The 20,094-nt window shown below is 70.9% G+C and carries 17 protein-coding genes; 4 read left to right on the top strand and 13 right to left on the bottom strand.

Annotated elements, in window-relative coordinates; all coding sequences use genetic code 11:
• Positions 1-45 precede the first annotated feature (45 nt).
• Together B7K21_RS04800 and B7K21_RS04805 are read right to left on the bottom strand one after the other, a co-directional pair.
• The gene (locus B7K21_RS04800; RefSeq protein WP_084074061.1) at positions 46-693 is read right to left on the bottom strand and encodes a response regulator transcription factor; all 648 of its coding nucleotides are present in this window, start codon (positions 691-693) and stop codon (positions 46-48) included.
• Positions 690-2,090, bottom strand: a complete 1,401-nt coding sequence (locus tag B7K21_RS04805; RefSeq protein WP_159448417.1) for a sensor histidine kinase — start codon at positions 2,088-2,090, stop codon at positions 690-692. The genes B7K21_RS04800 and B7K21_RS04805 overlap by 4 nt, the downstream gene beginning before the upstream one ends.
• A gap of 204 nt (positions 2,091-2,294) precedes the next feature.
• Between B7K21_RS04805 and B7K21_RS04810 the strand changes: the two genes are divergently transcribed.
• Entirely contained in the window at positions 2,295-4,481 is a 2,187-nt protein-coding gene (locus tag B7K21_RS04810; RefSeq protein WP_084074063.1) for an MMPL family transporter, read from the top strand.
• Positions 4,482-4,638: 157 nt separating this feature from the next.
• Positions 4,639-5,136 (top strand): DUF2510 domain-containing protein, encoded by a 498-nt coding sequence (locus B7K21_RS12730; protein WP_200806240.1) that lies wholly within the window; start codon positions 4,639-4,641, stop codon positions 5,134-5,136.
• 7 nt (positions 5,137-5,143) lie between these two features.
• Here the strand turns inward: B7K21_RS12730 and B7K21_RS04820 are convergent, their stop codons facing one another.
• The 5 genes from B7K21_RS04820 to B7K21_RS04840 all read right to left on the bottom strand — a co-directional run bounded on the left by B7K21_RS04820 (position 5,144) and on the right by B7K21_RS04840 (position 11,596).
• On the bottom strand, positions 5,144-6,100 hold the full coding sequence (locus B7K21_RS04820) for an L-lactate dehydrogenase (protein WP_084074064.1): 957 nt from the start codon (positions 6,098-6,100) through the stop codon (positions 5,144-5,146).
• Positions 6,101-6,171: 71 nt separating this feature from the next.
• Complete coding sequence (gene pcrA / locus B7K21_RS04825) at positions 6,172-8,535, bottom strand: DNA helicase PcrA (protein ID WP_084074065.1); 2,364 nt, start codon at positions 8,533-8,535, stop codon at positions 6,172-6,174.
• Positions 8,536-8,613: 78 nt separating this feature from the next.
• Positions 8,614-9,735: a diguanylate cyclase gene (locus B7K21_RS04830; RefSeq protein WP_159448418.1), complete on the bottom strand. Its 1,122-nt coding sequence runs from the start codon at positions 9,733-9,735 to the stop codon at positions 8,614-8,616.
• Between the two features lie 200 nt (positions 9,736-9,935).
• Positions 9,936-10,586 (bottom strand): response regulator transcription factor, encoded by a 651-nt coding sequence (locus B7K21_RS04835; RefSeq protein WP_084074067.1) that lies wholly within the window; start codon positions 10,584-10,586, stop codon positions 9,936-9,938.
• Positions 10,583-11,596 (bottom strand): sensor histidine kinase, encoded by a 1,014-nt coding sequence (locus tag B7K21_RS04840; protein ID WP_084074068.1) that lies wholly within the window; start codon positions 11,594-11,596, stop codon positions 10,583-10,585. Before B7K21_RS04840 ends, B7K21_RS04835 begins: the two co-directional genes overlap by 4 nt.
• Positions 11,597-11,778: 182 nt before the next feature.
• Between B7K21_RS04840 and B7K21_RS04845 the strand changes: the two genes are divergently transcribed.
• Together B7K21_RS04845 and B7K21_RS04850 are read left to right on the top strand one after the other, a co-directional pair.
• Entirely contained in the window at positions 11,779-13,380 is a 1,602-nt protein-coding gene (locus B7K21_RS04845; RefSeq protein WP_084074069.1) for a PspC domain-containing protein, read from the top strand.
• Positions 13,377-13,712: a hypothetical protein gene (locus B7K21_RS04850; RefSeq protein ID WP_084074070.1), complete on the top strand. Its 336-nt coding sequence runs from the start codon at positions 13,377-13,379 to the stop codon at positions 13,710-13,712. The genes B7K21_RS04845 and B7K21_RS04850 overlap by 4 nt, the downstream gene beginning before the upstream one ends.
• Here the strand turns inward: B7K21_RS04850 and B7K21_RS04855 are convergent.
• From B7K21_RS04855 to B7K21_RS04880, 6 genes are read right to left on the bottom strand one after another with little or no spacing between them, the layout of a single operon-like run.
• Positions 13,709-14,833 carry a diguanylate cyclase gene (locus B7K21_RS04855; protein ID WP_159448419.1) on the bottom strand — a complete coding sequence of 375 codons (1,125 nt, stop codon included), beginning with the start codon at positions 14,831-14,833 and terminating at the stop codon, positions 13,709-13,711. The genes B7K21_RS04850 and B7K21_RS04855 overlap by 4 nt on opposite strands.
• A gap of 28 nt (positions 14,834-14,861) precedes the next feature.
• Positions 14,862-16,439 (bottom strand): glutamine-hydrolyzing GMP synthase, encoded by a 1,578-nt coding sequence (gene guaA / locus B7K21_RS04860; RefSeq protein WP_084074072.1) that lies wholly within the window; start codon positions 16,437-16,439, stop codon positions 14,862-14,864.
• Complete coding sequence (locus B7K21_RS04865; RefSeq protein WP_234989184.1) at positions 16,436-16,798, bottom strand: DUF3817 domain-containing protein; 363 nt, start codon at positions 16,796-16,798, stop codon at positions 16,436-16,438. The genes guaA and B7K21_RS04865 overlap by 4 nt, the downstream gene beginning before the upstream one ends.
• Complete coding sequence (locus B7K21_RS04870) at positions 16,795-17,586, bottom strand: SURF1 family protein (protein ID WP_159448420.1); 792 nt, start codon at positions 17,584-17,586, stop codon at positions 16,795-16,797. The genes B7K21_RS04865 and B7K21_RS04870 overlap by 4 nt, the downstream gene beginning before the upstream one ends.
• 5 nt (positions 17,587-17,591) lie before the next feature.
• Entirely contained in the window at positions 17,592-18,773 is a 1,182-nt protein-coding gene (locus B7K21_RS04875; RefSeq protein ID WP_084074074.1) for a diguanylate cyclase, read from the bottom strand.
• Positions 18,770-19,912, bottom strand: a complete 1,143-nt coding sequence (locus tag B7K21_RS04880) for a diguanylate cyclase (RefSeq protein ID WP_144016070.1) — start codon at positions 19,910-19,912, stop codon at positions 18,770-18,772. Before B7K21_RS04880 ends, B7K21_RS04875 begins: the two co-directional genes overlap by 4 nt.
• Positions 19,913-20,094 lie beyond the last annotated feature (182 nt).

Here is a 20,094-nt window from a genome sequence, read left to right on the forward strand (position 1 = left end):
CCGACGCTGGACTGAGTCACGACGCGTCCGCGTCGGACGGAACCGCTACAGATCCGCGGCGTCACCAGGACGTACGAAGCCCGACTCGTACGCGACGATCACCGCCTGCGTGCGATCGCGCACGCCAAGCTTGGTGAGAATCGAGGCGACGTGCGACTTCACGGTCTCCACCGACACGAACAAACCTGTGGCGATCTCAAGGTTCGAGCGGCCACGGGCGAGCTCGCGTAGAACGTCCTGCTCGCGCTCGGTGAGCTCGGGCATGTCCAGCTGGCCCGGTCCCGCGAAGCGCTCGATCACGGCACGGGTGGAGGCAGGGAACAGCAGCGACTCGCCCGAGGCGACGATCCGGACCGCCTCGATCAGCTCCGTGGGCGGCACTCGCTTGAGCACGAAGCCCGCCGCGCCCGCACGCATCGCCTCGAAGACGTACTCGTCCACCTCGAAAGTGGTCAGCACGAGCACCTTGGTCGCGGAGCCCGCCTGCACGATGAGGCGCGTGGCCTCGAGCCCATCCATGCCGGGCATGCGGACGTCCATGAGCACCACATCGGGCGCTGCGCGCCTCACCTCGGCGACAGCCGCGGCCCCGTCGCCCGCCTCGGCCACGACGTCCCAGCCGTCCTCCGACTGCAGAATCGCCTTGAGGCCCATGCGCACGAGCGGGTCATCGTCGACGATCGCGATCCTCATGCGCTCACCCTGTCACGCGCGCGGCTCCAGGCACAGCACTCGGCGTCCTCGGCGGGGTCAGCCGCACCCAGACCCATTTCGAGCGGCAGCGTCACGAGGACCTCGAAGCCACCGTCGGACGTGGGGCCGATCGCGCTCGCACCTCCGAGCAGGGCAGCCCGGTCGCGAATGCCTGCGACGCCGCGCCTCAGGCTCGGCTGCGCGCGTCGCAGGGCCGCGATCGGCACGGCGCCCGGCGCGGCCGGACCGTTCGTCACGCCGACCGCGAGCGCGTCGGCGAGCGACGCGGTGTGCACGTGGATCGGCGTGCCGGGAGCGTGCTTGGCAGCGTTCGTCACGCCTTCGCGGACGATCGCGTAGGCGGCCCTCGACAGCGCCGCCGGCGCCGGGCCGGCCTCGAGTCGAGCGACGATCTCGAGCCCCGCCGCACGGGCCTGATCCAGGAGCGAGGGCAGGTCGTCGAGCGTCGGCAGCGGGGCGCGAGGCCCCGCGTCGTCGCCCCGGATCGCGGCGATGATGCGATCGAGCTCGCCCATGGCGACGCGGCCGCGCTCCTCGATGTTGCGCAGCGCCTGCCGCGCGAACTCCGGGTCCGTGTCGAAGACGTGGGCGCCCGCGCCCGCCTGCACGATGTTCATGGTGATCATGTGCCCGATGCTGTCGTGGAGCTCCTGATCGATCCGCACCTGCGTCTCGGCGAGCTCGGCGCGCTGCGTCGCCTGCTCCACACGCTCGTCCGCGCATGGCCCCAGGGCCCAGCGCGCGATCACCGCCATGAGAGACGACCAGTGGTGGCTCACCCACGCGAACATCGGGATCGCGAGCGCGATCACAGGCGTGCCGACCAGCACCCAGAACGCCACCGTGTCGACGATCGACTGCGCGACCGCATCGTCCGTGGCGGGCACTACCCCCACGAAGTACCCGAAAGCGATCCCCCACGCCGCGACCAAGGACAGCGGCACCACGACCGTGAGAATTGCGAGGGTGAAGCCGATCGGCCCGAGCACGATGCGCATCATGAGCCAACCGAGCACGCGCCACGCGTGAGCGTCATGCAGCAGCGCGTGGCTCCAGCGGCCCGCGCCCGCGAGCGTGAGCGGACCGCCGGGTTCGTGCAGGCGATAGGCGAGCGCGAGAGGCTCGTCGATGCGGGCATCGATCAGCGTGTTTGCCGTAGCGCGCTCCAGTCGGCCGATGGGCCTCATCGACCGGTGCGCGAATGCCAGGATCGGCACCCCCACCCAGATGATCAGCAGGGAGACGCCGAGCGCGTACATCGTGACGGCGTAGACGAACCACACGATCGACATGGGAAGACCCAGCAGCAGGTAGGCCACCTCGCGGCCCGTGCGGGCCGACCAGGTGACCGCGAAGTAGCGACCGACGATGCTCATGGCCCCATCGTGCCCGTGCGCGTCCTGCTGTGCCCACACTCGGCCGACGGAATCGCGCCTCCCCCTCACGGGTGACGCGGCTGATGCTGCACTCCCCCGACAGCGGCGCCAGGTTCCCCCACGGACCTCCCGCATTCGCTCGCAGGCGGGCAGACCCGCCCCCGTCGCCGTCCTTAGCGTCGAGGCCGAACCCAAGGAGGAGACATGACACCAGGGATCACCGGGCGCATCGCCCGCACCGCGGCCGCCCGGCCGTGGGTCACCATCGGCATCTGGCTCATCGCGCTCGCCGGCGCGATCTATGCCGCAGGGGGGCTCGGGGACGCCCTCACCCAGGATGAGCGGATGCTCGTCGAGACGGAGGCGCAGGTCGCGGACGATCTCGATACGGCGCTGCGAGGCGACCTCGACGCTGACACTGTCGAGACGATCGTGGTCGAAGCCGACACGGCGCGCTTCGGCGACGCCGACTTCACCGGCGCGCTCGCCGCTCTCGCGACGCAAGTCGGGGCCGTCGAGGGCGTCGCGAGCGTCTCGGTGCCCACCGCGGAGGCGCCGTTCCCCGTCTCCGAGGACGGCACCACCGCGCTCGTCTCGGTCTCCGTCGAGCCTGACGAGGACGGCGCCGTCGCCGAGGCCCTGATGGCAGCCACCGAGGCGGCGCAGACGGACGGCTTCACGCTGCGCAACATCGGGCCCGTCACCGGGGAGGCGGCATTCGACGCGCTGGCGGAGGAGAGCCTGCTCGTGGGCGAGGCGATCGGCATCGGCGTCGCGCTCGTGATCCTCGTGATCGTGTTCGGCGCGCTCGTCGCGGCAGGCATCCCTCTGCTCGTGGCGATCGTGTCGATCATCATGGCCGTCGGCGCGACCGCGATCGTGGGCCAGGCGTTCGAACTTTCGTTCTTCGTGGTCAACATGATCACGATGATGGGACTCGCGCTCGGCATCGATTACAGCCTCATCATGGTGCAGCGCTTCCGGGAAGAGCTCGCGCACGGGCGAACCGTGCGAGACGCCGTGACCGTCGCGGGGTCGACGGCGAACCGTGCCGTGCTGTTCTCAGGCGTCACCGTGGTGATCTCGCTCGTGGGCCTCTTGATCGTGCCGTCGACGATCATGCGCTCGCTCGGGGCCGGCGCGATCATCGTCGCGATCATGTCGGTCATCTCCGCGCTCACGCTGCTGCCAGCAGTGCTGCAGCTGCTGGGGCACCGCGTGAACAAGGGGCGGGTGCCTACCGCGCATCCCGGCCGCGAGCCGCGAGCCTGGCGCGCGATGGCCAATGCCGTGATCCGGCGACCGGCTGCGTGGGCCGTCGCCGGGGTGGCGCTGCTCGGCGTGCTCGCCGCCCCTGCAGCGTCGATGCGTCTGACGTTCCCCGGCATCGAGTCCCTGCCCGAGGACAACTCGATTCGCCTCGCGACCGAGACGATCGTGGAGGACTTCGGTCAGGGCCAGGCGTCGACGCTGGTGGCGATCGAGAACGCGGGAGGCGCGCGCGCAGCCATCGAGGCCCTCGCTGACCGGATCGAGGGTGACGAGGCGTTCGCCGAGACGGCCGTGTCCTGGAACGGCGAGACGGCCTTCATCGACACGCGGGACGTACACGACTCCGCCGACCCCGCCGCGGAGCGCGCGATCGAGCGCCTGCGCACCGAGGTCGTTCCCGCCGCCCTGGCGGGCACCGATGCCGTCGCACACGTGGGAGGAGACCAGGCGGACTCGGTCGACTTCTCCGACATGATTCGCTCGATGGCCCCGTGGGTGCTCCTGATCGTGCTCGGGTCGAGCTTCGTGCTGCTGCTAGGCGCGTTCCGCTCGATCGTGGTGCCCGCACTCGCGATCGCTCTGAACCTGCTGTCGACCGGAGCGGCGTTCGGCTTGCTGGTCGCGGTCTTCCAATGGGGCTGGGGCGCAGAGCTGCTCGGCTTCCCGCAGGTGGACGGCATCGCGCCATGGATTCCGCTGTTCCTGTTCGCGGTCCTGTTCGGGCTGTCGATGGACTATCACGTGTTCCTGCTCAGCCGGATCAAGGAACGCTACGACGTCACGGGCGACACGAAGGAAGCCGTGGCGTTCGGTCTGAGCCGTACGGGCTCGCTCATCACCGGGGCGGCTCTCATCATGGTTGCCGTGTTCTCGGGCTTCGCGATCGGGGATCTCGCCGAGTTTGCGCAGATGGGCTTCGGCCTCGCGGCGGCGGTCATCATCGACGCCACCATCGTCAGGTCGATCCTGGTGCCGTCGCTCATGACACTGCTCGGCAGGGCGAACTGGTACCTGCCGTCGTGGCTCGCGTGGCTGCCCGAGGTGCGCATCGAAGGCGGCCACCCCGCCATGACCGACGCGGACGACGACGCGGACCGCAAGGAGCCCGCGCTCGCCTAAGGCTGGCACCGGTGAGCCCTGGCGCGACCCTTGAGGTGCACGCCGGGGCTCACCGGCGCCCGGCACACGACCACGAGTCCACGGGCGCGCCGCGGCTCTCGCACTGCCCTGCCTCTGGTTCGATGTCGCCAGGGGAACAGCACGACAAGGGGGAAGCATGGAGACCATGGTGCCCGCAGGCTGGTACGCCGACCCGCAGGTCATGGGGACGCTGCGCTACTGGGATGGAGCGCGCTGGACCGAGCACACCGCACCGATGCCGCCGCCGGCGACGCTGCCCGTGCAGGGACAGCCCATGCCGGGGCAGGTCACCCCCGGGCAGTTCGCGCCGGGGCGCTACGGACCCGGCCAGCTCCCGACGCAGGCTCCCGCCACCGAACCGGGCCCGAACGACGCGATGCACTGGATCGTGCCGGTGGGGCGCTCGTGGCAGTCGATCGCGGCAGGCTACCTCGCGTTCGCGAGCCTGCTGTTCGGCATGTTCGGGCCGCTTGGGATCGTCGTAGGTGGCGGAACGCTGTGGATCTCGATCTGGGCGCTGCGGCTTGCCAAGCGGGGAGGGCACGGCTCCGGCCGAGCGATCTTCGGGATCGTCGGAGGCTCCATCGGCCTCATCGGCGGTCTGGGCACGACGGCCCTGCTCGCGCTCAGCTGAGCGGCGTTCAGACGCCGACGCCGAACCGCTCCGCCGTCTCGCGGATCGAGCGAGCAGACGCCTCGAGCGCCGCGCGCTCGCTGTCGTCCATGGGGGTCGCCGCCTGGTGCTCGATCCCGTTGCGTCCGATGACTGCGGGCAGCGACATGCACACCTCGCCGACGTTCGGGTAGGTCGTGAGCGTGGATACCGGCATGATGCGGCGCTGGTCGCCGAGCACTGCCTCGACGATGCGTGCGCCGGCGGCGCCGACCGCATAGTTGGTCGCGCCCTTGCCCTCGATGATCGTGTACGCCGAGCGCATCACGTCGTGGTGGATCTGCTCGCGCACGTCCTCCGTCATGACGATCTCGCCGTCGCGGCCACGCCACTCTGTGAGCAGCTGGCCGCCGATCGTGGCCGAGGACCACAGGGCAACCTCGGAGTCGCCGTGCTCGCCTGCGATGTACGCGTGCACGTTGCCCACGGCGACGTCGCACTTGGCGGCGATCTGGTGGCGCAGGCGCGACGTGTCGAGCGCCGTGCCGGAGCCGAACATCTGCGCGGGGTCCATGCCGGACTTCTTGATCGCCGCGTACGTCACCACATCCACGGGGTTGGTCACCAGGATGTAGATCGCGTCGGGAGCGGCCTTGAGCAGCGGCGGCAGCACCTTGTCCATGAGCGAGATCGTCGCACCCGCGAGGTCCATGCGGGACTGCCCGGGCTGCTGCTTGGCGCCGGCCGTGATGACCACCACGTCGGAGTCCTCGACCACGCCCACGTCGTCGGACCCGAGCACGGTCGCCTCGGGCATGAACTGGATGCCCTGCGCGAGGTCGAGCGCCTCCGCCTCGACCTTCGCCTTGTTGATGTCGTACAGCGCGACGGTGCGGGCGAAGCCTCGCATCAGGCCTGCGTAGGCGAGGGTCGAGCCCACCGCGCCAGCGCCGACGATCGAGACCTTGGACGTCCTGGCTTCCATGATTCCTCCGCGAGTTCCGGGTCCGGGTCGAGCCTACTCGGCGACCGCGCGCGCGGTCGCCGGGAGAGTGTCTAGAGCTTCTCGAGATTGTTGAAGCGCAGCACGAGGCGCTTGACCTCGGAGCCGAAGTCGACCTTGGCGACAGCGTTGCGGCCGGAACCCTCGGTGCCGACGACCTTTCCCATGCCGAACTTGTCGTGCAGCACGCGGTCGCCGACCTCGTAGCCGACGTCACCCCCAGCGCCCCCTGGCGGGCTCGGCGGCACGCGCCGCGTCGAGACGGCTCCGGCACGCGAGTACGAGTTGCCGTCGCCGCGGTCCTGGCTCCCGCCGTAGCCCATGCCCGACCACGCGCCCGAGCGCGACGTGCCGCGGTCGGAGCGCGCGCGCAGGGACGCCATGGTGTGCTCCGAACGCTTCCACTCCATCAGCTCGGCGGGGATCTCCTCGACGAAGCGTGACGCGCCGAAGTACTGGGGCGTGCCCCAGCTCGAGCGCACCTCGGCGCGCGTGAGGTAGAGCCGCTCGCGAGCGCGCGTGAGACCCACGTAGGCGAGTCGGCGCTCCTCCTCCATGTCCTTCGGAAGCCCAGACTCGATGGAGCGCATATGCGGGAAGGTGCCGTCCTCGAGGCCGGTGAGGAACACGACGGGGAACTCGAGGCCCTTGGCGGTGTGGAGAGTCATGAGCGTCACGACTCCCCCGGTGCCGTCCGCGTCGGGCACCTGGTCCGCGTCGGCGACGAGAGCCACCTTCTCGAGGAAATCAGCGAGGGAGCCGTCGGGGTTCTCCTCGGAGAACTCACGGCCCACGGCCACGAGTTCCATGATGTTCTCGATGCGGCTCGCGTCCTGCGGGTCGTCGGACGCGCGCAGCGTCGCGAGCATGCCCGAGCGGTCGGCGATCGCGTCCAGCACGCCAGCGGGCCCGTTGTCGGCGGCGAGGGACCGTAGGTCGTCCATGAGCGCCACGAAGTCCTGGACCGCGCGCAGCGAGCGGGTCGCGAGGCCCGCCTCGTCCGCCTTGCGCAGCGCGGCTCCGAACGAGATCGGCGCGATCGCGTTCGCGCGCTGAAGGGTCGCGACCGAGTCCACCGCGGCGTCCCCGATGCCCCGCTTGGGGGTGTTGATGACGCGCCGCATCGCGACATCGTCGTCCTCGTTCACGACCGCCGCCAGATAGGCGAGCATGTCCTTGATCTCCTTGCGCTCGTAGAAGCGCGTGCCCCCGACCACCTTGTACGGGATGTCGGCGCGCATGAAGCGCTCCTCGAGCGCGCGGGACTGCGCGTTGGCGCGGTACATGATCGCGACGTCGGACGGCGCGACGTCGTGCTCGCGCATGAGGCGCCCGATCTCGTCGGCGACGTACTGCGCCTCGTCCTGCTCGGTGTCCGCCGCGTAGCCGGCGATGCGCGCTCCGGCCCCGGCGTCGGTCCACAGATTCTTGGGGCGGCGGCCCTCGTTGTTCGCGATCACCGCGTTGGCCGCGCTGAGGATGGTCTGCGTGGAGCGGTAGTTCTGCTCGAGGTGCACCACGTGTGCGTCCGGGTAGTCCTTCTCGAACTCCAGGATGTTGCGGATCGTCGCTCCACGGAACGCGTAGATCGACTGATCCGCATCGCCGACCACCGTGAGATGCCCCGTCTCGCCCACGAGCTCGCGCACGAGCACGTACTGCGCGTGGTTGGTGTCCTGGTACTCGTCGACCAGCACGTGGCGGAAGCGCTCGCGGTAGCGCTGCACGACCTCGGGGTGGTTCTGCATCAGGTGGACCGTCTTGACGATGATGTCGTCGAAGTCCACGGCGTGCGCGGCCTCGAGCCTGCGCTGGTAGGGCCCGTACGCGGTCGCCGCGGCGTGGTCGATGCTGAAGCGGCTCTTGCCCTCGGCGGCGGCGAGCGCCTGCTGCGGGCTGAGCAGCTCGTCCTTGAACGTGCCGATGCGCCCCAGAATGGCCTTGGGCGTGAACTTCTTAGGGTCGAGCTCGAGTTCCTTCATGACGAGCTTCATGAGGTTGACCGAGTCGGCGGTGTCGTAGATCGAGAAGCTCGACTTCAGACCGGCGAGCTCGTGATCCTGCCGGAGGATCCTCACGCACGCCGAGTGGAACGTCGAGACCCACATGTGCCGGCCCTCGGGTCCCACGAGGGCGGCGACGCGCTCGCGCATCTCGCCGGCGGCCTTGTTGGTGAACGTGATCGCGAGAATCTCGTGCGGCCGGGCGCGCCCCGACTCGAGCAGATGCGCGATGCGGTGAGTGAGCACACGCGTCTTGCCGGAGCCTGCGCCGGCGATGATGAGCAGCGCGTGGCCATCGTGCAGCACGGCCTCGGCCTGCGGCGGGTTGAGCCCGTCCACGAGCGCTGACCTCGCGGGCTCGGCCTGCGTCGGGTTCGGGTCGGCAGGGTCGGTGAGATCGAAGAGCGCATCCATGACCGGGCCAGTCTAGGCGGTGCCACTGACGCGCGAACGCGCCCGACGCGGGGGTCGGGCGCTACGGGAGGCGGCGCCTCAGTCGCTCGTGGAGGGCATGCGTCGCGACTCGGTCGCGGGCCCGAAGCGGTCGGCGAGGATGACCCTGTTGCGGCCCGCCTCCTTGGCCCGGTAGAGCGCGTCATCGGCCGCCGCAAGGCAGTCCATCGGGGTGCGTCCCGTCCGCGCGATCGCGCCGCCGATCGAGACTGTCACGGTGCGATCCTTGCCGTCCCACGTGTACCAGGTGTTCTCGACGGCAACACGAACGCGCTCGAGCGTGCTCGCCAGCTCGGAAGGCAGCACGCGGTACAGCACCACCACGAACTCGTCTCCGCCCCAACGGCTCACGAGATCCACGTCGCGGAAGCAATCCGAGAGCACGCCTGCGACAGTCTGGATCGCGCGGTCGCCGCACTCGTGGCCGTACGCGTCGTTGACGTCCTTGAAGTTGTCCAGGTCCAGCACTGCGATCGCGTAGTCGGTGCGCCCGGTGCGCTCGAGCTCCTCGAGCCGGGCCTGCACCGGGCGCCGGTTGACTAGCCCCGTGAGCTCGTCGGTGGCGGCGCGTAGCTCGCCGTACAGCGCCGCACCCTCGAAGATGCGGCGCGCCGTCATGAAGCGTCGCTGCACGAGCCACGCGAGCACGAGCACCGTGGCTGCCGCCAGCAGGTTGCTCACGCGACTGGTGCGCTCCAGCTGATCTGCGTCGAAGGGAGCGCGCTCGGCGATCGGGGGGGCCACGAACTGGAGCGCGCCGAACACCAGCGCCGTCATGGTCGCGAGCGCCGCGCGCACCCTGATGTACTCGGGCGGCACGAGCAGGAATGTCGAGAACCCGATCGGGAACAGCTGCAGCTCGATCGAGGCGTCGGTGCCGAACACGTGGGTGAGCGCAGTGACGACCGCGGTGTTGGCGACGACCACTATCGCTCCGACCCATGCGGAGGGCGTCAGGAAGGACGCGAACAGGGCGGCGCCGATCACCCCGATGGCGATGCCCGAGGCCACCACAGGCGCGCTGATGCCCAGGCGTGCGAGCGCGATGATCACGACGAGCCAGCCGATCAGCGAGTACAGCGCGACCGCGCGCACGACCCACCGGCCGCGCACCCGGTCCGCACGCTGCAGGGCGCGCACCTGCCCGGGAGACAGTGCCACCGGCGCCGGGGCATGGCTACGCCTGCGATCGAGCATTCGCCACGAGCGCAGGCGTATGAGCGAGCCCCTCAGCACAGGTCAACGGTAAGTCGTGATGGCACTCTCGCGCCAGGGATCGGGGTCCGACGTGTCCGGCTTGTCACCTCATGGGCGGAAGCAACCCTCCGCGGCGTGGCCGTTCTCACACGCGCGCGGGAGGGCTACACGATCCGGCGCTGCGCCGCCCAATGTGCGAGCTCGTGCCGGTTGCTCAGCTGGAGCTTGTGGAGCACCTTGCCGACGTGCGTCTCCACGGTCTTGATCGAGATGAAGAGCTTCTCCCCGACCTCGCGGTACGTGTAGCCCCGCGCGATGAGGCGCATGACCTCCTGCTCGCGCTCCGTGAGCTTGTCGAGGTCCTCGTCGGCGTGCGCGACCTCGCCGCCGGCGGCATTGAACGCGTCCAGCACGAAGCCTGCCAGCCGAGGCGAGAACACGGCGTCGCCACCGGCGACCCTGCGCACCGCGTCGGACAGGTCCGGGCCCGAGATCGACTTCGTGACATACCCGCGGGCGCCCGCCCGCACCGTCGCGACGACGTCCTCGGCGGCGTCCGAGACTGAGAGCGCGAGCACGCGCGGAGCGTCGGGCCCGTCCAGGATGTCCGCGAGCACGTCGAGCGCGCCGCCCCCCGAGCCTCCGGGGAGGTGCACGTCGAGGATCACCACCTCAGGGTGCTTCTCGCGCACGGCCTCGATCGCGGACTCGACGTCGCGGCCCTCGCCGACGACGTGGATGTCATCGTCCAGGGACTCCCGGACTCCGACGCGGATCACGTCATGATCGTCGACGATGACGACGGTGGTGCTCATCGCTGCTCCTCACGAGGGATGGTGATGGTGACCTCGGTGCGCCCGCCGGGCGTCGAGGCGACGACCGCGTCGCCGCCATGACGGCGTGCGCGGCCCAGGATCGAATGGCGGATGCCCGCGCGGTCCGCGGGGACCGCCGAAGGATCGAAGCCCGGTCCGGAGTCGCGGACGAAGATCTCGTAGCGCGCGTCGGTCAGCTCGGCGTACACCGAGATCGGCTCGGCGCCGTGGCGCGCAGCGTTCTGCACCGCCTCGCGGGCGGCCTTCACGGCCGCGCGCAACGCATCGGTCGTCGGTGCGTCGCCGACGCTGACGACGTCCACGGCGACGCCGTGCGCGTCCTCGACCTCCGACACGGCGGCCTGCAGCGCCGTCGCCACGGAGTCCGCCTCCGAGCGTCGGTCCTGGTACAGGTACGAGCGCAGGTCGCGCTCCTGGGCGCGTGCGAGGCGTGCGACCGCGGCCGGATCGTCGGCCTTGGCACGGATCAGCGTGAGCGTCTGAAGCACCGAGTCGTGCAGGTGCGCCGCGATCTCGGCGCGCTCGAACTCGCGCACCCGACGCTCGCGCTCGACGCCTACCTGACGGATCAGGCGCAGCCACCAGGGCGCGAGCAGCAGGGCGAGAGCGGCCACGATGATCACCGGCACCAGCACCCCCCGCAGCAGCGGGTCATCGGTGAAGCGCCACTGCGCCACCCACACGAGCGTGCCGATCGCGAGCGCGAGACCCAGCAGCACGCGCGCCCACGCGTCCCGCGAGAACAGCGCGACCACGTCTGGCCGCCGCGCGTCCGTCTGGACCGCGGTCTCCAGCGGGCTCCAGACCAGGACGAGGGCCGCAGCGAACAGCAGCGCAGGGATGAGCCACCCGGAGACGCCGTCGAGACCCCACCGCTGCGCGAGGAGCGTGGCCGACATGCCGATGAACGTCAGGCCCAGCGACGCGAGCCACCACCGGGACGCGGACGCGCGCCGCCGCAGCGGCGAGGCGAGACGGGTGGTGGCCATACGCACATCGTCGCAGAGCCCACCCCCATGCGTCGTCAGTCATACGGCCGACGCCGGGGTCAGGGGCGGGCGGCAAAGATCAGGGGCGGATCAGGGGGATACCTCATAGCGCCCGACGCGGCGGCGGCGCGAGCATGGAGCCATACGTTCGACCCGTCTCTTCGACCCGCAAGGGAGCAGTCATGTCAGACCCGCAGCAGCCGGCCCACGAGGCCGCGTTCTTCTCCGCGATCCGCTCGTGGGGGATCACGCGCGGCGACCACGGGGTCGTCGGAGGCGTCATCGAAGGCGTCGGCGACCGCATCGGCCTCGCCCGCGTCCCCGCACGCCTGATCTTCGTCCTCGTCGCGATCTTCACCGGGGGCTTCGCCGCCCTCGCATACGCCGCGGGGTGGGGCCTGCTGCCCGATCGCCGCGGCAACATCATCATCCAGAACTTCGGGCGCGGCGTCACGAACGTCGGCGCACTCCTGGGCATCGCGGTGCTCACCCTCATCGGGCTCAGCTCGATCCCCGACGCATTCATCACGATCGGCCCGTGGGACTGGCCCGCGAACGACGGACGCGGGATCGGCGGTGTCTTCGCCGCGCTCTGGGGCTTCGCGATCCTCGCCTCGGTGGTGTGGCTCGTCGTGTGGCTCGTGCGCCGTGGCCGCGGCGCCAGCACGACCGGTGCCGCTCCCGCAGCCCCCCACGCCTCGGACACCGCCGCCGAGTCCACCGGAGTTCAGGAAAGCCCGGCGGACACCGACGAGAGCCCCGTGGTCGCCGCCGCGGCTCCCGCGCCCGTCTATGCCGCCCTACCGGGCCAGGCGGGCCCCGGCTCCGCCCCCAACCCGCTGCCTCCGCGCGGCGAGTCTCAGGGTCGCCCCGCCGCAGCGTCGGGCACGTACGCGCCGGTCCCGCCCGTTCCCCCGGTGCCGCCGCAGCCTCCGCGGCCGCGCATCCCCGGCCCCGGCCCCGCCGGCTACCTGAGCGCGCTCGCGTGGCTCATCCTGTCCGGCGTGGGCGTCGCGATCGCCGGGCGGAACGACGAGCTCGCGGTGCACCCGCTCGTCGCGTGGCCGGTCGCGGTGCTGGTCGGCTGGAGCGTGATCCTCATCGTCGTGAGCCTCACGGGCCGCAAGCTCGGCTTCCTAGGTTTCCTCACCGTGCTCGGCGTCGCGCCGGTGCTCGCGCTCGGCGCCGGAGCGGACACGTTCCGCGAGGGATGGGCCGAGCACGAGGGGATCTTCCCGAGCGATCCCGACGCGGACCGCATCGCCGCGAACATCGAGGACTGGATCCGAGACAACATCGATCCGAACTTCGACGTCGAGGTCCACGTCGACCAAGGCGCGGAGCCGGACCCCGGCGAGACCGCGACGCTCGCGGCAGCCGACATCCCCAGCATCTTCGGCGACTATGACGAGGTGCTCGTACGCGGCACGTGCTTCACCGACGCCGGGACCTGGGACGACGCGAGCGCCGACGAGACCCTGGTGCTCAGCACCGTCGGCTCCGACCGCGAGATCGTCATCACTGCTGAGACGACGTCGCTCACCATCCCCGAAGGCACCTCCCTGGTGCTCGAGGGACGCGGCAACGCCTACGCCACCGTTGCATGGCTCGACCGCGACGTGTGGTGCGACTTCTCTGACGGCGACGCCACCTACGTGTCGCTCGACGGCGATCCCGAGGGGCCCACGCCCACGCTCACGCTCGTGGTCGAGGACGACGCGTACGCCAACACCATCCTCATCACCGAGACGCCCGTCTCCACCACTTCGGAGGTCCAGGAATGACCACGTTCACCCGCCCCCGCCGCAGCCCCGCGCAGCGCTTCGGATGGGCCGTCGTGCCCGCCGCCACCTGCGCCGTCGGCGTGATCGTCGGCGCCCGCCTGTCCGGCTACGACGTCGACATGGGCCTCGTCGGCATCGTCGCGCTCGGCGCGCTCGGCGTATGGCTGCTCATCACGGCCGCCGTCGCCGGGGTGCGCGACCGTCAGGCGCCGCCCATGTATGCGCAGACCCCCGCCGAGTTCTCCGCGGCCGACGAGTCCGTCGCCTCGCAGCACACCGGCCCCGATTCGACGGTCCCGATGGGCTCCACGCCCGACGCCGACCAGCGCTAGGGGTGCGACCAGGCCGGGCCGGGAGGCTCGGACACGGTCACCACGCGGTCGCGACCGCGCCGCTTGGCCTCGTACAGGGCCGAGTCGGCGCGGCGCAGCGCCTCGTCCACCTCTTCCCCCGGCTCCCACATCGCGACGCCGATCGACACGGTCGCCGGATGGTCCGCCACGGCGCAGACGGGAGACGCGGCCGCCACCGCGACCCTCACCCTCTCCATCGCGTCCGCCGCCTCGCTCTCCGTGGCCGCACGCAGCACTGAGACGAACTCCTCGCCGCCCCACCGGCCCACGAGGTCGTCCTCGCGCGTGCCGTCGAGCATCGCCCGCGCCACGTGCCGCAGGGTCTCGTCGCCGCAGTCGTGCCCGAACGTGTCGTTGAGCGCCTTGAAGTGGTCCACGTCCGCGAGCGCCACCGCGAACGGACGACCCCGCCGCGCGAGCGACTCCATGCGCTCGCGTACCGGGCGGCGATGCGGCAGCCCGGTCAGCGTGTCCGTGTCCGCCGCCGCCTGCGACAGGCGCAGCGAGGCATCGACGATGCGTCGCGCCCGCACCAGCGCCTGGGTCAGGATCAGCGCGAGCGTGAACAGGCCCACCGTCAGCAGCGTGCGGTGCGCGGCCGCGAGCGCCGACGTCTCCGCCGTCGGCAGCTGGGACCACGCACGCGAGCGAGGGAACGCGATCTGCATCATCGCGATGCCCGCCACGAGAGCCGCGACGAGCCCGATGCGCCACCTCGGCCGGTCCTCGGGCACCGTCACCGCGACGCCGAGCGCGCCGAGCATCAGCATCGACGCGAACCCCGCGTCGACGGAGAACGCCGACGCGTACAGCAGCGCGGGAAGGATCGGCGCCGCCTGCGAGATCGCCGCCGCGCCCAGGCGATGGCCACGCACGTCCGCTCCGATGCCGCCCAGGCACAGCAGCGCCGTCGCGAAGGCGACAGCCGCGAGCCAGCGCGGCTCGAGCAGCGCAGCCGTGAGGAACGTCCACGCGTACACGCATGCGACAACGGCGCCGAACGCCAGATAGAGGCGGACGATCCAGCCCTGCCTTCGATGCTCCACGGCGCGATCGCGCTCGAGCTGAGCGCGCGCCAGGGTCAGTGCGTCGGCGTCCATCCGCGCGCCCCGGCCGCCTGCGGCGTGGTCACTCCCACTCGATCGTGCCCGGCGGCTTGCTCGTGACATCGAGCACGACGCGGTTGACCTCGGCTACCTCGTTGGTGATGCGGTTGGAGATGTGGGCGAGCACCTCGTACGGCACGCGCGACCAGTCAGCGGTCATCGCGTCCTCCGAGGACACGGGGCGCAGCACGACCGGGTGACCGTACGTGCGGCCGTCGCCCTGGACGCCCACCGAGCGGACATCGGCGAGCAGCACCACGGGACACTGCCAGATGTCCTGATCCAGACCCGCCTTCGTGAGCTCCTCGCGCGCGATCGCGTCGGCCGCGCGCAGGATCTCGAGCCGCTCCCACGTGACCTCGCCGATGATGCGGATGCCGAGCCCGGGGCCAGGGAACGGCTGGCGCCCGACGATCTCCTCGGGGATGCCCAGCTCGCGGCCCACCGCGCGGACCTCGTCCTTGAACAGCGTGCGCAGCGGCTCCACGAGCGAGAACTGCAGGTCGTCGGGCAGTCCGCCCACGTTGTGGTGGCTCTTGATGTTGGCCGCGCCCTCACCGCCGCCCGACTCGACGACGTCGGGGTACAGCGTGCCCTGCACGAGGAACTCGACGTCCTCGCCGTGCGCGCCCGCCTCCTCGACGACCTGGCGCGCCGAGTCCTCGAACACGCGGATGAACTCGCGGCCGATGATCTTGCGCTTGGTCTCAGGGTCGCTCACGCCCGCGAGGGCGCTGAGGAACCGCTCCTTCTCATCTCGGATGATGAGGCGCACACCCGTGGAGGCGACGAAGTCCTTCTCGATCTGCTCGACCTCGCCCGCACGCATCAGGCCGTGATCGACGTGGATGCACGTGAGCTGGTCGCCCACGGCCTTCTGCACGATCGCTGCAGCCACGGCCGAGTCGACGCCACCCGAGAGCGCGCAGATGACACGCTTGTCCCCCACCTGCTCGCGAATGCGCGCGACCTGCTCGTCGATGACGTTCTCGCTGGTCCAGTCGGGCGTGAGGCCCGCGACGCGGTACAGGAAGTTCTCGATCGCCGCCTGGCCCAGGGGCGAGTGCTTCACCTCGGGGTGCCACTGCACGCCGCACAGCTGCGCCTCAAGGTTCTCGAACGCCGCCACGGGCGCGCCCTCGGTCGTCGCGAGAACGGTGAAGCCCGCGGGCGCCTCGTGCACCGAGTCGCCGTGGCTCATCCAGACCTCCTGGGTCTGGGGGCTGCCCGACAGAGCCGCGCCCGCGTCGGACACGTGCGCCTGGGTACGGCCGTACTCGCGCAGGCCCGTCTTCGCGACGGTGCCGCCGAGCGCCTTGGCCATGACCTGAAAGCCATAGCAGATGCCCATCACGGGAACGCCGGAGGTCAGCAACGCGGCCTCGTCGTCCAGGTGCGGCGCGCCGTCCTCGTATACCGACGAGGGGCCACCGGACAGGATGATCGCCGCAGGGTCCTTCTCGAGCATGCGCGCCACCGGCATCGTGTGCGGCACGATCTCCGAGTACACGCTCGCCTCGCGCACGCGGCGCGCGATCAGCTGGGCGTACTGGGCGCCGAAGTCGACGACGAGGACGGGGCGGTGCGCGGTCTCGTTCACGAGCCCAGCGTACCGGCGACCTCGCGGGCGATCCGGCGCTCCGCGAAGAACGACAGCAGCGGCACGACGCCTCCCGCAGCCATGTACAGGAGCCGTCCCAGACCCCAGCGCATCCGCATCCACAGATCCACCGTGGTGATCAGGTAGATCACGTAGATCCAGCCGTGCACGATCGCGACGCCGGTGAAGAACGCGTCCACGGCAGACGGCTCGTCGATGCCAGGGACGTACCGGATGAGACCCATGAACACGGTGAGCAGGAACGTGCCGGTGATGATCGCCATGACGCGGTAGCGCGCGAGCGCTCCCCGCACCTTGGCATCGCCGCGGGTCGTGTCCTCGGGGGCGGGCTGGGTCACGCTTCCTCCTGGTCGCCGGGGTCCGCGCCCGACGCGGGGGTAGCACCCTCGGCGGGCGCGGCGGGGCGCTGCCTCCCATTGTCACGTATCCACCGCACGGCGACGAACGCCGCGAACGCACCGAAGATCCACCACTCGATCGCGTACGCCGCATTGCGCAGGTTGAGCTCCGTGGTGGGCGGGAGCGGCTCGAGGGCCCTCCACCCGTCGATCGGCTCGTATGAGACGAGCACGTCGGAGTACAGAGGGGCGGGCCAGGTCTGCGCGAGCGCGCTCGTCGCGACGGCGCCGACCGTCGTCGCCTCCACGGCTGAGGCGTCCGGCGCGGGCGTGCTCTGCTCCGAGGCCCGCAGGTATCCGGTGAGCGCCACCCCACCCTCGGGCACCGCGACGGCAGGCGCCGCATCGGCGGGCGCCCAGCCGACGACGACCGCCAGCGTCGCCGGCTCGCCCGTTCCCGTCGCGTCGGGGTCGACCTCAAGCGCCCGCACGAGCAGCTGCGCGGGCTCACCCTCCACCTCACGGCCCGTAACGACGAAGACCTCCTCGTCGAGCCAGCGGCCCTCGACTGAGACCTGACGGCCCACACCCGTGCCTGCACGATCGCCCGGCCTCAGCACCTCGGCGATCGGCACGGACGGCTCAGGCAGCACCATCTGCCCGGTCGCCTCCGCGCGCGTCCACTGCCACCAGCCCAGTCCTCCTGCGACGCCGACCGCGAGCACCGCGATCGCGACAGCACCAGCGACTGCGCCCCAGCGCACGCGGGCCGTGGCGCTCTCAGCCACGGCCGTCACTGCTCGGCCTGGCCGCGGCCAGCCTTGGACGACGGCGCCCCGGCCTCGAGGCGCGCACGCAGCACACGCTCCGCGTCCGAGCCGGGCGCGACATCCGCGATGCCACGCGCGACGACGCGGTCCCGCCCTCCGCTCTTCGCGGCATACAGCGCGTCGTCCGCGCGCTTGATGACACGGTGCGCCCGCTCATCGTCGAGCCCGTCCGTGACGCCGATCGACACCGTCACCTCATGCGAGTGACCCGCGCAGGGGACCGCGTGATCCGCGACGACTGCGCGCACTCTCTCCAGCATGGCCGTGGCCTCCTCCAGGGTCGCTCCGGGGAGCACGAACACGAACTCCTCACCGCCCCAGCGTCCTACGGTATCCGTCAGCCGCAACTGCTCGCGAAGCCGCCGCCCGATCGTGGCCAGCACGCGGTCGCCGCACGAGTGCCCGTATGCATCGTTGAGGCGCTTGAAGTGGTCAAGGTCTGCGATCGCGAGACCGTACGAGCCCGAGCCGACCGACGCGAGCGCCTCGAGGGTCTCCGTCACGGGGCGCCGGTTCGGAAGTCCGGTCAGCGGGTCCGTCGCCGCGAGGTACTCGGCCCTCGCCGTCGCATCGGCCGCCGCCTGGGACGAGTGGGCCGCGCGCAGATGCGTCGCGACGGCGATGACGGAGATGACCACCGCGGTGAGGCCCGCGTTCACCGTGAAGAGGAATGTGATCATCGGCTCTGGCAGCGCGACCAGCGCGCGCGAGAGCGGCATCGTGACCTGGCACAGCAGGAAGACCGAGGCCGCGACCACGATCGAGGCCCAGCGCAGCGCACGCTGGCGATCGGAGAACAGCAGCAGGCCGAGCGGACCGCCCGCGAGCAGGTACAGGTGCACGCCGCTCGGCCAGCCCATGTGCGCGGTCGCGACGACGATCTGGACGAGGGCAAGGGCCAGTACTCCGAGCGCAGCGGCGTGGGCACGACCGGCACGGACGAGCAGAAGCACTCCGACGAACGCGACCGCGGCCACCGCATCGGTCACGATGAGTGCCCGGAAGCCCTCGGCGTCGTACACCGTGTAGAACACCGCGTGAGCCGCACTCAGCAGTGCCGCCCCGATCACGAGCCCCTGCACGACGGTCGACGACACGTCGAGCAGGCGCCGCGCGACAGGGATCCCCTGGATCGGCGTCGTCACGCGCGCACCCTCGACGGGACTCGCTGCAGCGAGGCGCCGCGTACCGCGTTGCGCCCCGCCTCCTTCGCCGCGTAGAGCTGGCCGTCCGCGAGCTGCAGGGCCTCCTCGCCGCGGCCGGCCGTGGGCGAGTGCGCGACGCCGATCGAGACGGTGACGTGCTCGAGCTCGCCTGCCACGCCGATGTCGCCCTCGGTCGCGACGCGCATGCGCTCCATCGCGACCACGGCCGCGACAAGACCCAGGCCAGGCATGACGACCAGAAACTCCTCGCCGCCCCAGCGCGCGAGCCTCGCGCCTTCGGGGAGGCTGGCGCGCAACCGCTCCGCGACGGCCTCGAGCACCGCGTCACCGCGCGGGTGCCCAAAGCGGTCGTTGATGTCCTTGAACCGATCGATGTCGACGAACGCGAGGCTGTAGTGGCCCTCGGCGATCGCGTCCTGGAGCGCTGGCTCGATCCCGCGACGGTTCACCAGACCCGTGAGGCTGTCGGTGGCCGCGAGCCGGGACGCCTCCGCGAGCAGGCGCTCGTTGCGACGGCGCTCGCGCGTGTAGTAGCGGTGGTTGAAGTAGCCGGTGGCGTAGATGAACATCGCCATGAGCGCCAGGTTCATCACCATGGCGCCCTCGACCCACAGCTCGGAGACCGGGAAGTGGGGGGCTGCGCTCGCCGGTAGCACGTGCAGCACACCCGCGGCGGTCGCGGCCACGAGACCGACGGCGAAGCCGACCCGCCAGTGGCGGCGCGCGAACACCGTGTACACCAGGCCCCCGATCATCACCAGCTGCAGGTGGAAGCCCGCGCCGCGCGACATCACGATCGTGAGGTAGCCGAGCTGCACGACGGGCGCGAGGACTCCCGCGATCGCCGCGACCAGGAAGTGCCCGCGCGAGTTGAGGAACAGGCCTGCGCACCACACCGCGATGAGGCCGAGGTGCGCCACGGCAGGCACCAGCGTCGCTGGCGGCGCACCGAGCGCGAGGTAGACGACGAACGGCACGTGCGCGAGGCTGCACAGCACGAAGACATGGTTGGCGCCCTCGACCATGCGCGCGCGGGTGACGTCGACGCGGTCTACGCCAGTGGAGCTGAGGCGAGTCCAGGCGTCGACCACGACGGCACGCAGGCGCGAGAACTCCACGACACGCACCCCCAAGGGACGTCAGGCGCGACTCCCTCATCGCCGCGCGGACCTTTGGAGTCTACGGGCGCGCCTGCGTGAACGCCATGGTCCTGACGCAATTGGAGAGAAGAAAACGGTGACGCTTCTCCGCAAAGTGGACGAATACGCCGACCCCGCGCGCACGGACCGCCCCACATGCC

Origin of the sequence: Demequina sp. NBRC 110052, assembly GCF_002090075.1 — a bacterium.
Taxonomy (GTDB): Bacteria; Actinomycetota; Actinomycetes; order Actinomycetales; family Demequinaceae; genus Demequina.

What these genes read in the sequence shown, in the direction of transcription:
- B7K21_RS04850 (WP_084074070.1), top strand. Translation starts at nt 13,377, where the DNA reads ATGACCACGTTCACCCGCCCCCGCCGCAGCCCCGCGCAGCGCTTCGGA.
- B7K21_RS04855 (WP_159448419.1), bottom strand. Translation starts at nt 14,833, where the DNA reads ATGGACGCCGACGCACTGACCCTGGCGCGCGCTCAGCTCGAGCGCGAT.
- B7K21_RS04845 (WP_084074069.1), top strand. Translation starts at nt 11,779, where the DNA reads ATGTCAGACCCGCAGCAGCCGGCCCACGAGGCCGCGTTCTTCTCCGCG.
- B7K21_RS04800 (WP_084074061.1), bottom strand. Translation starts at nt 693, where the DNA reads ATGAGGATCGCGATCGTCGACGATGACCCGCTCGTGCGCATGGGCCTC.
- B7K21_RS04840 (WP_084074068.1), bottom strand. Translation starts at nt 11,596, where the DNA reads ATGGCCACCACCCGTCTCGCCTCGCCGCTGCGGCGGCGCGCGTCCGCG.
- B7K21_RS04835 (WP_084074067.1), bottom strand. Translation starts at nt 10,586, where the DNA reads ATGAGCACCACCGTCGTCATCGTCGACGATCATGACGTGATCCGCGTC.
- B7K21_RS04810 (WP_084074063.1), top strand. Translation starts at nt 2,295, where the DNA reads ATGACACCAGGGATCACCGGGCGCATCGCCCGCACCGCGGCCGCCCGG.
- B7K21_RS04820 (WP_084074064.1), bottom strand. Translation starts at nt 6,100, where the DNA reads ATGGAAGCCAGGACGTCCAAGGTCTCGATCGTCGGCGCTGGCGCGGTG.
- B7K21_RS04805 (WP_159448417.1), bottom strand. Translation starts at nt 2,090, where the DNA reads ATGAGCATCGTCGGTCGCTACTTCGCGGTCACCTGGTCGGCCCGCACG.
- B7K21_RS12730 (WP_200806240.1), top strand. Translation starts at nt 4,639, where the DNA reads ATGGAGACCATGGTGCCCGCAGGCTGGTACGCCGACCCGCAGGTCATG.
- pcrA (WP_084074065.1), bottom strand. Translation starts at nt 8,535, where the DNA reads ATGGATGCGCTCTTCGATCTCACCGACCCTGCCGACCCGAACCCGACG.